Genomic DNA, 13,873 nt, shown 5'->3' on the forward strand with positions numbered 1-13,873 from the left:
CGCCGCCGTCGTGCACAGCCCGGGTCGGCACGCGCCCCGGCGGGTGCCGCACGGTGCACACTGGCGCCATGACCCCCGTGCTGCCGATACTGCGGGCGGCGCTCGCCGACGCGCTGGCGGTGTTCGCCCCGAGCGAGTGCGTCGGCTGTGCCCGGCCGGACCGCGGGCTCTGCCGGCGCTGCGCCGCCGCGTTCGCGGCGAGCGAGCCGCACGCCACCGAGCGGTTCGGGCAGCGCGTGTGGTGCGGGCTGGACTACGCGGGCCCGGCCAGGCGGGCGCTGCTCGCGTTCAAGGACGGCGGGCGCACCGAGGTCGCCTCCGCGCTCAGCGTGCCGCTGCGTGCGGCCATCGCCGCCGCGCTCGCCGAGGCACCGGCCGGGGCGCCGATCGAGCTGGTCTGCGTGCCCTCGGATGCCGCGGCGGTGCGCCGCCGCGGCTACCACCCCGTGGGCACCCTGCTCGCCGCGGCTGGGCTGCGGTCCGCCCCGCTACTCGCTCACACCGCCCCGCACGTGGACCAGGTCGGCTTGGACCGCGCGGCCCGCAGCGACAACCTGCGTGGCGCCCTGCGGCTGCGGCCGGGCACCGCCTCGCTGGCCGGTCGCCGGCTGCTGCTCGTGGACGACATCCTCACCACCGGAGCCACAGCGGCCGAGGCAGTGCGCGCTCTGCGGGCCGCGGACGCCGCCGTCTGCGGGGTCGCGGTGCTGGCCGACACGCGGCTGCGCGCCGACCTCTCGGCCGCTCCCGGCACCTTCGGATGAAATGACGATGACTTTCAGAGAGGCAGCGACTACGGTGGGCCTAAAGGCGAGAAAGGTCCGCCCAGTAGACGCCGGGCGGCACGCCTGTCTGGGAGGTCGTCATGGAAATTAACATCGTCGGACGCAACCTAGGAATCACCGATCGTTTTCGGGAGTACGCCACAGAGAAGGCGGAAAAGGTCGCCAACCTGGCCGAGAAGGCGCAGGTCCTCGAGATCAAGGTGAGCCGCCAGAGCCAGGTCAACGGCTCGGCGCGCAGTGACCGGGTGGAGCTCACTCTGATCGGCAAGGGACCCCTGGTCCGTGCCGAGTCCGAGGGTTCAGACAAGTACGCCGCGTTCGATGTCGCACTCGGCCGCCTGCTTGAACGGGTCCGTCGGGCCAAAGACAGGCGCAAGGTGCACCGCGGCAACCACCGCCCCATTTCGTTGCGCGAGGCCAGCACGGGCGGATTCGAGGCCGTGCACATGACCCCGGCCGACGCAGACGTGCTGGAGCAGGTGCGCACCGGCTCGATCCCCGTGCAGAGTGAGAACTCCGGCGAGGAGGCCGATGAGGCCTATACACCCGTGGTGATCCGGCGGAAGCTGTTTGCGTCCATCCCCATGTCGATCGATGACGCGCTGTACAACATGGAACTGGTCGGCCACGACTTCTACCTGTTCCACGACATCGAGACCGACCGCCCGAGCGTCGTCTACCGCCGCAAGGGCTGGGACTACGGCGTGATCGGGCTGGGCGACGCCGAGCTTGAGGCCGTTTCGGCCTGACCTTCCACCGCCAGCCGCCCGGGCCCCGCACCAGTCACTGATGCGGGGCCCGGTGCTGTCCGGGCGACGCATTCACACCGTTCTGCCCGATACGCTTGCTATCGTTGCCGAGTGGAGTCGGCCGCGCGCTGACGCGCCCCGCTGTTCGACACCGTGGCGGCACGACCCGAGCCCTCAGACAACTGGAGACAATCCGTGGCCTCAATTCTGGAAAAAGTCCTTCGCGTCGGTGAGGGGCGCACCCTTAAGCGCCTCGAGAACTACGCCAAGGCGATCAACGCGCTTGAAGACGACTTCACGCACCTCACCGACGAGGAGCTCAAGCACGAGACTGTCGAACTGCGCGAGCGCTACTCGAACGGCGAGTCGCTGGATGACCTGCTGCCGGAGGCCTTCGCCGCCGTGCGCGAGGCCAGCCGACGCACGCTGGGCCTGCGCCACTTCGACGTGCAGCTGATGGGTGGCGCCGCCCTGCACCTCGGCAACATCGCCGAGATGAAGACCGGTGAGGGCAAGACGCTCGTCGCGACGACCGCCGCCTACCTGAACGCCATCACCAGCCGCGGCGTGCACATCATCACCGTCAACGACTTCCTGGCCAGCTACCAGTCCGAGCTGATGGGCCGCGTGTTCCGCGCCCTCGGCATGACGACCGGCTGCATCGTGTCCGGCCAGACCCCTGAGGTGCGCCGCGAGCAGTACGCCGCCGACATCACCTACGGCACGAACAACGAGTTCGGCTTCGACTACCTGCGCGACAACATGGCGTGGCAGACCAGCGACATGGTGCAGCGCGGTCACTACTTCGCCATCGTCGACGAGGTCGACTCGATCCTCATCGATGAGGCGCGTACCCCGCTGATCATCTCCGGCCCGGCATCCGGCGAGGCCAACCGCTGGTTCACCGAGTTCGCCCAGCTCGCCAAGCGACTCGTGCCCGGCACCGACTTCGAGGTCGACGAGAAGAAGCGCACCGTCGGCGTGCTCGAGCCCGGCATTGAGAAGGTCGAGGACTACCTCGGCATCGACAACCTCTACGAGTCGGCCAACACCCCGCTGATCTCCTTCCTGAACAACGCGATCAAGGCCAACGCCCTGTTCAAGCGTGACAAGGACTACGTCGTCATGAACGGCGAAGTGCTCATCGTCGACGAGCACACCGGCCGCATCCTGATGGGCCGCCGCTACAACGAGGGCATCCACCAGGCGATCGAGGCCAAGGAGGGTGTCGCCGTCAAGGCAGAGAACCAGACCCTCGCCACCGTCACGCTGCAGAACTACTTCCGCCTCTACTCCAAGCTCTCCGGCATGACCGGTACCGCCGAGACCGAGGCCGCCGAGTTCATGTCGACCTACAAGCTCGGCGTCGTCTCGATCCCGACCAACAAGCCGATGAAGCGAATCGACCAGGCCGACCTCGTCTACAAGAACGAGGAGGCCAAGTTCGGCCAGGTCGTCGAGGACATCGTCGAGCGCCACAAGAACGGCCAGCCCGTGCTGGTCGGCACCACCTCGGTCGAGAAGAGCGAGTATCTCTCGCGCCTGCTCGCCAAGAAGGGTGTGCGCCACGAGGTCCTGAACGCCAAGAACCACGCCCGCGAGGCCGCGATCGTCGCGCAGGCCGGCCGTCTCGGCTCGGTCACCGTCGCCACCAACATGGCCGGCCGTGGCACCGACGTGATGCTCGGCGGCAACGCCGAGTTCCTCGCCGTCGCCGAGCTCAACGCCAAGGGCCTCAGCCCGGTCGAGACCCCGGAGGAGTACGAGCTCGCCTGGGACGAGGTCTTCGAGAACGTCAAGGCCACCGTCGAGGAGGAGGCGGCCAAGGTCGTCGCGGCCGGCGGCCTCTACGTGCTCGGCACGGAGCGGCACGAGTCGCGCCGCATCGACAACCAGCTGCGCGGTCGTTCCGGCCGTCAGGGCGACCCGGGCGAGAGCCGCTTCTACCTGTCGCTGACCGATGACCTCATGCGCCTGTTCAACGCCGGTGCCGCCGAGGCCCTGATGGGCCGCACCGGTGTGCCAGATGACATGGCCATCGAGTCGAAGGTCGTCAGCCGTGCCATCCGCAGCGCCCAGTCGCAGGTGGAGGCGCGCAACGCCGAGATCCGCAAGAACGTGCTCAAGTACGACGACGTGTTGAACCGCCAGCGCGAGGCGATCTACAGCGACCGCCGCCACATCCTCGAGGGTGACGACCTGCACGAGCGCACACAGGCGTTCCTGGAGAGCGTCATCGACGATGTGCTCGCACAGCACACCAGCGAGGGCGCGGGCGACGACTGGGACTTCGACGCCCTGTGGACCGAGCTGAAGACGCTCTACCCCGTCGGCATCACGATCGACGAGGTTGTGGCCGAGGCCGGCAACAAGGGCAAGATCAACCCGGAGTTCATGCGCCGCGAGATCCTCTCCGACGCCAAGCTGGCCTACAAGAAGCGCGAGGAAGCACTCGGCGCCCCGGCCATGCGCGAGCTCGAGCGCCGCGTCGTGCTCTCGGTGATCGACCGCCGCTGGCGCGAGCACCTCTACGAGATGGACTACCTCAAGGACGGCATCGGCCTGCGCGCCATGGCGCAGCGCGACCCGCTGGTCGAGTACCAGCGCGAGGGCTACACCATGTTCCAGCAGATGATGGGCCAGATCCGCGAGGAGACCGTCGGCTTCCTGTTCAACCTCGAGGTCGAGGTGACCCCTGGCCAGGGCGAGGTCTCCGGCCCGCGCGTCGCCGCGAAGGGGCTCAGCCGCTCCGAGGCGCCGGTCGAGAAGCTCAGCTACACGGCACCGAGCGATTCCGGCGGGGTCGAGGTGCGCAACCAGCGCGGCCAGATCCAGCAGGCCGCGACCGACCGTGCCCGCCGCCAGGTGGCTGCCAGCCAGACCGAGCCGGATGCCGCAGAGGCACCAGCAGCCGGCCCCGCCGCCCGCGGTGCCTTCGGGCAGAACACCGGTGGCCCCGCTGCCGCTCCGGTGAACCGTGCAGAGCGTCGCGCGCAGGGCAAGAAGTAGCGTTTGCCACACCCGGAATGCCCCCGCGCTCGATGAGTGCGGGGGCATTTTGCTGTCTGGGCCGTGACTGTGGCTAGAGCACGTTGATCGCGCTGGCCCGCCAGCGCTGGTCGAGACCCTCGAGCCGGATCGCGACGGCCCGGCTACGGGTGCGACTGTGCACGATGACGACGGCCTCCACCGCTCCGTCGCGCGGCTCGCTGACCAGCACCCGTGCGATGTGGTTGCTCTGGCGCTGGATCGGCGTCTTCTTGACGGCGCGTGCCCGCGCCGCGATGTTGACCCTGGTCAGCAGTGAGGCGTAGACGTCGTCGGTCACCCAGCGGGCGATCTGCTCCAGATCACGCTCGCCGGCGAGGATCTCGAGCACGTTCCTGGTCAGGTTGATCAGCAGCGGTTGCGGGTCCGGCAGGGCCTCCCTGCCGGTTCGCTGCGGGGCGAAGGTCTCATCGGCGGGGGCGACGGCCCGGGCCGGTCGGTGCAATTCTGTGGGCATGATGCCTCCGCGCGTCCCCCATAGTGGGGGTATTGATTTCCTGACATGAAACCATCCGTGGCCCGAACTGTCCAGAGTGGGTTTGAGCTGTGGATAACTTTCGACCGCTCCACGCGGAACCCGCTAGCGTGTGCGCATGCGCTGGGAGAGCCTGTTCGACGACATGGAGAGCCAGCTCGAGCAGGAGCTGGGCGCCGAGGATGCCCAGCTGCGTGCGGAGGAGGAACGGCTCCGGCTCGGGCGGCTCACCCTGCGCGGCCGCCTCGCCGCGCTCAGCCGGCAGACGGATGCCGCCTCCGGGCCGCTCCGGCTGGAGTTGCGCTCCGGCGCACACGTCACCGTGCGTGCGCTCACGTTCGGGCGGGACTGGCTGGCCGGCGAGATCGCCCCCGCCGGTTGGCCGGCCGCGGGCGGCGCGCAGTGCGTGATCCCGCTCGCGTCCGTCGCGGGTGTGCTGCTGGAGCGCTCCGCGGTCGAGCGCAGCCTCGAAGAGCAGCCGGCCGCACCGGCTCGGCTGGCGGAACGGATCGGGCTGGCCTTCGTGTTGCGCGACCTGTGCCGGCGCCGCGCCGGTATCGAGGTCGACTGCGGTCTGCGGCCATCGGGGGCGGCCTGGCTGTTGCACGGCACGATCGACCGGGTCGGCCGGGACCACTGCGACCTCGCGCTGCACGAGGCGGGCACCCCGCGGCGGGAGTCGCTGGTGACCGGCTATCGGATCGTGCCATTCGAGCAGATCATGATGGTACGGCTGAGCGGATAGCCCGTTGGGCCGCCGGCTCAGCTCTCGTCGCCCGGCGGCTGATCGTCCGGGCTGCGCGGCCCGCGCACGATGGTGCCGCCAGAGAGCTCGGGGATGTTGGCGAACGCGGCCTGGTTCCACAGCCCCATCCGCCGGGTCTCCTCGTACTTGGCCTCGATGTAGGCCTCCAGCACGGCGCGCTCCACCCGCCACATGCTCGCGCCACCGCTGCTGTCAGCCGCACGCCCGACCCGGATCGCCGCCAGCTCGCCGGAGCGTACCAGCGCCAGCGCCTCGTCGACGCTGATCTTCAGGATCTCGGCGGTGTCGCCCAGGGTCACGAAGCGACCGAGGGCGTCATCGGGGGAGGCAGGAGGCATAGTCCGATTATGACCGTGCGCGGCCGCGACGACACCCGGAAGCCCGGGCTGTGGATAACTTTTTCGGGCGCCTCGGAACTTTGCAATCATGGGAGCGCCGGCGCGGCAGGAATGGCGTCGGCGGCGACAGGACGGTCATCGAGGAAGGGCGCGCTCATGGGGCAGCAGGTCGACGGCGAGGCGGTGCGGGCTTCGAGACGGCCGTTCTGGTTCGACCCGCGCTTCGCGGTCGGCATCGTGCTCGTCATCGGCTCGGTCGTCGGCGTCTACGCGGTCGTCGCCGGCGTGGATGACAGGGCCGAGGTCTACGCGGCCAGGGGCGCGCTGCCGGCCGGCACGACCGTCACGGCCGACCAGCTGGAGACGGCCGCGGTGAGCCTCGGCACGCTGGGCGACCGCTACCTCGCCGTCGGAGAGCTGCCCGAGCAGGGCTTGGTGCTCACCCGGGCCGTGTCCGCCGGGGAGCTGATCCCGGCAGCCGCGCTCAGCGAACAGGCGGAGGCCGGCCACACCAGCGTGGTGGTCGGGCTCTCCGGAGACATCGCAGCCGCCGTGGCGCCCGGCGCCCGGGTCGACCTCTGGGCCGCGGAGCAGCTGGAGCACGGCCGTTTTGGCCCACCCGCCGTCATCCTCTCGGCCGGCGAGGTGGTGCGAGTGTTCGACGGCGGCGGACTGCTCGGCGGACAGGGCCGCTCGGTGGAGCTGCGGCTGCCGACCGGCAAGGTCGCCGCGGTGTTGCAAGCGATCGCCAACGGCGACGCGCTCTCGCTGGTGCCGGCCAGCCTCGCCCAGGCGGCGGAGTAGCGATGGCCACCCTGGTGCTCGCCCTCGACGGCCACACAGAGGACAGGCTGCTGGCCGACATCCTCGAGCATGGCCACCACATCGCGGCGAGGCTCGGCACCGCGCGCGAGGTCGTCGCCGCCCTGGAAGGCGGCGCAGGGCCGGAGGCGGCCCGCATCGACGCCGTGATCGTCTCGGCCAGCACGCAGACGCTCGGGGCCGAGCTGCTCGCGGTCTGCGATCGCCGCGGCATCCGTCTCATCGCGCTCGCCGACGACGCAGGGGAGCGCGCGCATGCCGCCCGGATCGGGCTGCACGAGGTGGTCGTGGCCGGCGCGCCCTGGGCAGAGATCGAGGGGCAGCTCACCGCCGGGGTGGCAGAGCGCCCGGCGTCGGAGCCCCTTGCGGCCGGCGGCACCGTGATCGTGGTGTGGGGCCCGGGTGGGGCGCCGGGGCGCACGACGGTTGCGGTGAACATCGCCGCCGAAATCGCCGCGCTCGGCCACTCCGTCGTGCTTGCGGATGCCGACAGCTACGGCGGAACGGTGGCGCCCGTGCTCGGCATGCTGGACGAGTCGCCCGGCTTCGCCGCAGCCTGCCGGCTGAGCGGCAACGGCGGCCTGGACCAGGGCGAGCTGGAGCGGATCGCGCAGCGCTACCTCTCGCCGCAGGGCGGCCTCTGGGTGCTGACCGGCATCGGCCGCGCGGAGCGCTGGCCAGAGCTCGCCGCCGAGAAGGTGACCACGACGATCGAGGCCTGCCGGGGCTGGCAGGAGTACACGGTGATCGACATCGGTTTCTGCCTGGAGTTCGACGAGGAGATCGCCAGCGACCTGTTCGCGCCGCGCCGGAACGCCGCCGCCGCGGCCGCGCTGGCGGCGGCCGACCACGTCGTCGCCGTCGGCTTGGCCGATCCGGTCGGCATGTCCCGGTTCCTGCGCGGGTTCGCGGCGCTGCCGGAGCACGCGCCGACGGCCAGGATCAGTGTCGTCATGAACCGGGTGCGGGCCAGCGCGGTGGGGCTGGACCCGCACGGCCAGGTGCGCCAGACGCTGCGCCGTTTCGGCGGCATCGAACAGGCGACGCTGCTGCCGCACGAGCTGAACGCCCTGGACACGGCCGTGCTGGACGGCCGCACCCTGCGCGACTCCGCGCCCCGCTCGGCTGTGCGGGCCGGCATCCGCGACCTGGTCGCGACAGAACTCGTGCCTGACGTTGCGCAGCCGCCGCGCCGGCGGGCGCTCTGGCCGCTCTTCGGTGCCGCCCGGTAAAGGTACGCTGGATGCGTGTCGACGCTTAGTGATCTCGTACTTGCCCAGGGCCGCAGCAGCCAGGTTGATGTTGATTGGCTGCACATGCTGGTCGCAGACGGCCAGCTCATCGCCGACCTCGCCTTCGCCGACATCGTCATCTGGGTGCCGACAGAGGCGGGCAGCTTCGTTGCTGTCGCGCACGCCCGGCCCTCCAGCGCCGCCACCCTGTTCTACCGCGACTTCGTCGGCCAGGAGATCAAGGGCGAGTGGCGCAAGCAGGTGACGGAGGCCTTCGAGACCGCGAAGATCGTCGACAACACCGCGCCGGACTGGTACGAGGAGACGCCGACCCGCGTCAAGGCCGTTCCCGTGATGCGCCGGATCTCGGCATCCGGCTCGGCCGTGGCCGAGGCACCCGTCGCCGTGCTCACCCGGCACACCAACCTGAGCGAGGCGCGCACTCCGAGCCGCCAGGAGCTCACCTTCAACGACTGCGCGAGCGAACTGTTCGCGATGATCGCCTCCGGCGATTTCCCCGATCTCGGCGCCCCGACCGGGCCGCGTCGTGGCGCCCCGCGCGCCTCCGACGGCCTGATCCGACTCGACGTGGACGGGATGACGACGTTCGCCAGCCCGAACGCGCTCTCCGCCTTCAACCGGATGGGCTTCGCCGATGAGCTCGAGGGGGAGTCGCTGGCCGAGGTCACCACCAAGCTGCTGCCGGGCAAGCTCGTCGTCGACGAGTCGCTGCCGCTCGTCGTCACCGGCCGTGCCCCCTGGCGCACCGACATCGAGGCGCGCGGCGTCACGGTCGGCCTCCGTGCGATCCCCATCCGCAACCGCGGCGAGCGGGTCGGCGCGATCGTGCTTTGCCGCGACGTGACCGAGCTGCGCCACCAGGAGCGCGAGCTGATCACCAAGGACGCCACGATCCGTGAGATCCACCACCGGGTGAAGAACAACCTGCAGACGGTGGCATCGCTGCTGCGCATCCAGGCCCGCCGCGGCCGCTCTGAGGAGGCCAGGGAGGCGCTGACCCAGGCCATGCGCCGCGTTGCGGCCATCGCCGTCGTGCACGACACCCTCTCGGAGGGGCTCAGCCAGAACGTCGACTTCGACGCCGTATTCGACCGCGTGCTGCTGCTCGTGGCCGAGGTCGCCTCCGCGCACAACACGACCGTCCACCCGAAGTCCAGCGGCACCTTCGGCGTGCTGCCCAGCGAGTACGCGACGCCGCTGGCGCTCGCACTGACCGAGCTCGTCACCAACGCCGTCGAGCACGGGCTGGCCGGCCGCGAGGGCGAGGTCGAGATCATCGCCGAGCGCGATGACGAGAATCTCACCGTGCGGGTGCGCGACACCGGCTCCGGCCTGCCGGAGGGCAAGGTGGGCTCCGGCCTCGGCACCCAGATCGTGCGCACCCTGATCCAGGGCGAGCTCGGCGGAACGATCGATTGGCACACCGTGCTCGGCAGCGGAACCGAGGTCACGATCGAGATCCCGCTGCGCTGGTTGGACAAGCGTCGGTAGACGAGGGCCCAGCACCCCGGCAACGAAGAAGCGCCGCACGGATTCCGTGCGGCGCTTCTGTCTTGAATCTCTCGGAGGGGTTCGACCTCTAGGAAGCGCGGCGTGCGCGTGCGGCGCGGCGCTTGAGCGCGCGGCGCTCGTCCTCGCTGAGGCCTCCCCAGACACCGGAGTCCTGTCCGGTCTCCAGTGCATACTGCAGGCAGATCTCGGTGACGTTGCAGCGGCCGCAGACGGCCTTCGCCTTCTCGATCTGGTCGACGGCCGGGCCCGTATTCCCCACAGGGAAGAAGAGCTCGGGGTCGGCGGTCAGGCAGGCAGCTTTATCGCGCCAATCCATGGGGGTGCTCCTTTATTGCGGGGGTTGTTCTGCGGAGCCGTCCGGCTCACATGCGAGTAACGGTCAGGTTGCAGGAAGTAGAATCTGAGATATTCAGCTCACGTCCCTGTGAGCGTCAACTTGACCTCAAATATGCTCCCATAGTGGAGGGGTCAAATCAATAGTTTTGTATGGGATTCCTCTGTGAGTAACGAGCTGTCTACCCCCGATAGGGCGGGAAAAAACCCCCCTTTCCGGCGTCGCCCTTCCCGCGGAATGGTGCTACTGCGCGCGCTTTTGTTCGCAGAGGCCGCCTTGCTGCTCGTCGCGGTGCTCTGGCTCGTGTTCGAGCTGCTCACCGAGCAGCCCGCCTCCTTCGTCAGCGCGCTGGTGATCCTGGCGCTCACGATCGTCGCCTTCGTCTTCGTGGGCGCTGTCGCCGTCGGCGCCATGCGCCGGCAGTCGTGGATCAGGGGCGCCGGCATCGGCTGGCAGCTGATGCAGATCGCCGTCGCCGCCGGCTGCTTCCAGGGCATCTACGCGAACCCGGCCGCCGGCTGGGCGCTGCTGGCCCCGTCACTCGTCGTGATCGCCCTGCTGCTGGCCCCGGGCATCCGGAACCAGCTCACCGCCTCAGGCGGCGACGCCGAGGCGCTTGCGTAGCATCGCCACGTGGCCGGTGGCCTTGGTGTTGTAGAAGGTGTGCGTGATGCGCCCCTCCTCGTCGATGACGAAGGTGGAGCGCAGGGTGCCGGTGATGATCCGGCCGTAACTGTTCTTCTCGCCCCAGGCACCGTAGAGCTTGTGCACGGTGAGGTCTTCATCGCTGAGCAGGGGAACGTCAGGGCGTCCCGCTCGGCGAAGGCGGCCAGCTTGGCCACGTCGTCCTTGGAAACGCCGATCACCTGGTAGCCGTCGGCCGCGAGGGCGCTGAGGTTGTCGCGGAAGTCGCAGGCCTGTGTCGTGCAGCCCGGGGTCATCGCCGCCGGGTAGAAGTAGAGCACGACCTTCTGGCCGCGGTACGACGCGAGTGAGACCGGTCGGCCGGTCTTGTCGGGCAGGGTGAAGTCGGGGCGAGCTCGCCGGGCTCGAGGCGCACAGATTCGGTCATGCCTCCACCGTAGCGCGCGCACCTGCGCGCTTCGTCCGGGTCGCCAGCGCCGGGTCGCCAGCCGACGCGCGACAACGCTCTGTGCGCCACGTCGTGGTGCTCTGCTCCACATCAGGTGGCGCAGAGGGCCACAAACTGGCGCGGAGCGGGCTGGTGCGCCGGCTAGCGCTCTGACGTGACCGTGCGGTTGGACGGCGCGAAGGTGCCGAGCAGGCGCTGCAACGAGTCCAGCCGGGCCGGGCCGGTGTCGCCCAGGCGCCCAGCCTCGACGGCCTCGACGATGGCGCAGTCCGGCGCGTCTGGAAGGTGGGTGCAGCCGCGCGGGCACTCCTCGGCGATCGCAGCCAGGTCGGTGAAGGCCTTGAGGATGTTCTCCGTGTTGATGTGGCCGAGGCCGAAGGAGCGCACGCCGGGGGTATCGATGCACCAGCCGCGGCCGGCATCTGTCTGCAGGCGCAGGGAGACCGTCGACGAGGAGGTGTGCCGCCCACGCCCGGTGACCGTGTTGACCACACCGACGGCGCGGTGTGCGTCGGGCACGAGGGCGTTGACGAGGGTCGACTTGCCGACGCCGGAGTGGCCGACGAAGACGGTGTCGTGCCCGACCAGGGCGGCCGAGATCTCCTCGATCGGCATCTCATCGGTGCGGCTCGTGAACACCTGGAACTCGAGCCCGGCGAAGTTGGCCAGGAACTCGGCCGGGTCGGCGAGGTCGGTCTTGGTGACGCAGAGGATCGGCGTGATGCCGGCGTCATATGCGGCGACCAGGTAACGGTCCACCAGGCGGATGCGCGGCTCCGGGTTGGCGGCGGCCACCACGATCAGCATCTGGTCGGCGTTGGCGACGATCACGCGCTCCACGGCGTCGGTGTCGTCGGCGCTGCGGCGCAACAGCGTGACGCGCGGCTGGATCCTCACGATCCTGCTGAGGCTGCCCTCTGCGCCGGAGGTGTCGCCGACGATGTCGACGCGGTCGCCGGTGACGACGGCCTTCTTGCGCAGCTCGCTGGCGCGCGCGGAGGTGACCTGGCGTTCCTCCGGTGTGTTCTCGTCGAGCAGCACCGTGTAGCGCCCGCGGTCGACGCCGAGCACACGCCCGGTCAAGGCGTCGTTGTGCTCTGGCCTCGTTTTGGTGCGCGGCCGGTTGCCCTTGCGGTTCGGCCGAACCCGCACGGCCGACTCGTCGAGCTCCTGCTCGTCATCGTCATCGTCGGCGCCTGCCCACCAGCTCATGCGCCGTGGCCGCCCAGCATGGCGTGCCAGAGCTGGGTGAACTGCGGCAGCGTCTTGGCGGTCGTGTCGATGTTCTCGATCTGGACGCCGGGCACGGCGAGGCCGATGATGGCGCCGGTCGTGGCCATGCGGTGGTCCTCATAGCTCAGCCAGGTGCCGCCGTGCAGCTCGGCCGGCTCGATGTGCAGGCCGTCCGGCAGCTCGGTGACCTTGCCGCCGAGCTTGTTGATCTCGGTGACGAGCGCGGCCAGCCGGTCGGTCTCGTGGTGACGGATGTGGCCGATGCCGGTGATTGTGCTGGGCTCGCTGGCGAGTGCGGCCAGCGCGACCAAGTTCGGAACGAGCTCCCCGCCCTCGGGCAGGTCGAGAGTGACGCCACGGATGCCGTCGCCGCCGGTCACGGTGAGGCGGTCGCCGTCACGGCTGACCGTGGCGCCGAAGAGCGGCAGCAGGTCGGCCAGCCGGGCGCCGATCTGCGTGGTCTCGTTCGGCCAGCCGGTGATCGTCACGGTGCCGCCGGTGACGAGGGCGGCGGCGAGGAATGGTGCGGCGTTGGAGAGGTCGGGCTCGATGTCGACATCCGCGGCCGCGATCGGGCCGGGCGCGACGACCCACTGGCCGGTGGCGGGAGAGTCGACAGTGACCCCGCGGGCGGCCAGCGTTGCAATCGTCATTTCGATGTGCGGCAGGCTCGGCAGCCGCTCGCCGGAGTGGGTGAGCGAGAGGCCGTTGTCGAAGCGGGAGGCGGCCAGCAGCAGCCCGGAGACGAACTGGCTGGAGAGCGACGCGTCGATCGTGACCTCGCCGCCGACGATGTGGCCCGTGCCGTGCACGGTGAAAGGCAGCACGGGGCGGCCGTCGTCGTTGATGTCGACGCCGAGCGCGCGCAGCGAGCTGATCGTGGTCGCCATCGGGCGGCGGCGGGCGGCATCGTCGCCGTCGAAGGTGGTGGGACCGAGTGCGAGCCCGGCCAACGGCGGCAGGAAGCGCATGACGGTGCCGGCCAGGCCGCAGTCGATCGTGGTGCTGCCGGAGAGTTCCTCGACAGGGGTGATCAGCAGGTCGTCGCCGTACTCGCCGTTTCCGGGCACGGCCTCGATCACGGTGCCGAGCTCACGGAGCGCCTCGACCATCAGCTCGCTGTCGCGCGAGTGCAGCGGGGAACGCAGCAGCGACGGGCCATCGGCCAGCGCAGAGAGCACGAGTTCGCGGTTGGTCAGTGATTTCGAGCCGGGCAGCGAGAGCACGGCGCTCGTCGGACCCGTCGCCGTTGGCGCGGGCCACAGCGTTTCTTCGGGCTCTGGGCTGTTTTCGCCGTAGGGGTCGAAGTCGGGCTTGGAATATCTCGAGATCAGCATTGGTTATCAGGATAGTCGGTACGGGTGTGCCGCACCCGAAGATGAAGCTGGAGCGTGAGGAGAACAATGGCAGAGGCCGCACTACTGGAACGCCCTGTCCGGGCATTCTCGGAATCCGACGCTCTAAG

13 protein-coding genes and 1 pseudogene are annotated in these 13,873 nt (G+C 69.8%); 8 read left to right on the plus strand and 6 right to left on the minus strand.

What is annotated here, in order from left to right; translation table 11 throughout:
* Positions 1 to 68 precede the first annotated feature (68 nt).
* From AWU67_RS02200 to secA, 3 genes are all read left to right on the plus strand, one after another.
* The gene (locus AWU67_RS02200) at positions 69 to 764 is read left to right on the plus strand and encodes a ComF family protein (RefSeq protein ID WP_067226181.1); all 696 of its coding nucleotides are present in this window, start codon (positions 69 to 71) and stop codon (positions 762 to 764) included.
* A gap of 101 nt (positions 765 to 865) precedes the next feature.
* The gene (gene hpf, locus AWU67_RS02205; RefSeq protein WP_067226183.1) at positions 866 to 1,534 is read left to right on the plus strand and encodes a ribosome hibernation-promoting factor, HPF/YfiA family; all 669 of its coding nucleotides are present in this window, start codon (positions 866 to 868) and stop codon (positions 1,532 to 1,534) included.
* Between the two features lie 195 nt (positions 1,535 to 1,729).
* Entirely contained in the window at positions 1,730 to 4,543 is a 2,814-nt protein-coding gene (secA, locus tag AWU67_RS02210) for a preprotein translocase subunit SecA (RefSeq protein WP_067226186.1), read from the plus strand.
* Positions 4,544 to 4,616: 73 nt separating this feature from the next.
* Here secA and AWU67_RS02215 read toward each other — a convergent pair whose 3' ends face one another.
* Complete coding sequence (locus AWU67_RS02215; RefSeq protein ID WP_067226189.1) at positions 4,617 to 5,039, minus strand: Rv3235 family protein; 423 nt, start codon at positions 5,037 to 5,039, stop codon at positions 4,617 to 4,619.
* Between the two features lie 136 nt (positions 5,040 to 5,175).
* Here AWU67_RS02215 and AWU67_RS02220 point away from each other — a divergent pair, with 136 nt between their 5' ends.
* Positions 5,176 to 5,802: a hypothetical protein gene (locus tag AWU67_RS02220; RefSeq protein WP_082717123.1), complete on the plus strand. Its 627-nt coding sequence runs from the start codon at positions 5,176 to 5,178 to the stop codon at positions 5,800 to 5,802.
* A 17-nt stretch (positions 5,803 to 5,819) separates the two neighbouring features.
* Here the strand turns inward: AWU67_RS02220 and AWU67_RS02225 are convergent, their stop codons facing one another.
* Positions 5,820 to 6,161: a helix-turn-helix domain-containing protein gene (locus AWU67_RS02225; RefSeq protein ID WP_067226197.1), complete on the minus strand. Its 342-nt coding sequence runs from the start codon at positions 6,159 to 6,161 to the stop codon at positions 5,820 to 5,822.
* A 156-nt stretch (positions 6,162 to 6,317) separates the two neighbouring features.
* On the opposite strand from AWU67_RS02225, the gene AWU67_RS02230 reads away from it, so the two are divergent.
* The 3 genes from AWU67_RS02230 to AWU67_RS02240 are packed head-to-tail and all read left to right on the plus strand — an operon-like array spanning position 6,318 to position 9,727.
* Positions 6,318 to 6,965 carry an SAF domain-containing protein gene (locus tag AWU67_RS02230; RefSeq protein ID WP_067226200.1) on the plus strand — a complete coding sequence of 216 codons (648 nt, stop codon included), beginning with the start codon at positions 6,318 to 6,320 and terminating at the stop codon, positions 6,963 to 6,965.
* Between the two features lie 2 nt (positions 6,966 to 6,967).
* Positions 6,968 to 8,215, plus strand: coding sequence for an AAA family ATPase (locus tag AWU67_RS02235; protein ID WP_067226203.1), 1,248 nt, complete (start codon positions 6,968 to 6,970; stop codon positions 8,213 to 8,215).
* A 15-nt stretch (positions 8,216 to 8,230) separates the two neighbouring features.
* Positions 8,231 to 9,727: a sensor histidine kinase gene (locus tag AWU67_RS02240; RefSeq protein WP_067226207.1), complete on the plus strand. Its 1,497-nt coding sequence runs from the start codon at positions 8,231 to 8,233 to the stop codon at positions 9,725 to 9,727.
* 88 nt (positions 9,728 to 9,815) lie between these two features.
* Here AWU67_RS02240 and AWU67_RS02245 read toward each other — a convergent pair whose 3' ends face one another.
* Positions 9,816 to 10,064, minus strand: coding sequence for a WhiB family transcriptional regulator (locus tag AWU67_RS02245; RefSeq protein WP_067226211.1), 249 nt, complete (start codon positions 10,062 to 10,064; stop codon positions 9,816 to 9,818).
* A gap of 294 nt (positions 10,065 to 10,358) precedes the next feature.
* Here AWU67_RS02245 and AWU67_RS02250 point away from each other — a divergent pair, with 294 nt between their 5' ends.
* Positions 10,359 to 10,706, plus strand: a complete 348-nt coding sequence (locus AWU67_RS02250; RefSeq protein WP_234407325.1) for a hypothetical protein — start codon at positions 10,359 to 10,361, stop codon at positions 10,704 to 10,706.
* Here AWU67_RS02250 and bcp read toward each other — a convergent pair.
* The 3 genes and pseudogenes from bcp to aroA form a co-directional block, all read right to left on the minus strand.
* Positions 10,677 to 11,154, minus strand: a pseudogene (gene bcp, locus AWU67_RS02255) (thioredoxin-dependent thiol peroxidase). The gene AWU67_RS02250 and the pseudogene bcp overlap by 30 nt on opposite strands.
* Before the next feature lie 162 nt (positions 11,155 to 11,316).
* Complete coding sequence (gene rsgA, locus AWU67_RS02260; RefSeq protein ID WP_067226217.1) at positions 11,317 to 12,387, minus strand: ribosome small subunit-dependent GTPase A; 1,071 nt, start codon at positions 12,385 to 12,387, stop codon at positions 11,317 to 11,319.
* The gene (gene aroA, locus AWU67_RS02265) at positions 12,384 to 13,745 is read right to left on the minus strand and encodes a 3-phosphoshikimate 1-carboxyvinyltransferase (protein WP_067226220.1); all 1,362 of its coding nucleotides are present in this window, start codon (positions 13,743 to 13,745) and stop codon (positions 12,384 to 12,386) included. The genes rsgA and aroA overlap by 4 nt, the downstream gene beginning before the upstream one ends.
* Positions 13,746 to 13,873 lie beyond the last annotated feature (128 nt).

Origin of the sequence: Microterricola viridarii (assembly GCF_001542775.1) — a bacterium.
GTDB classification, from domain to species: Bacteria; Actinomycetota; Actinomycetes; order Actinomycetales; family Microbacteriaceae; genus Microterricola; species Microterricola viridarii_A.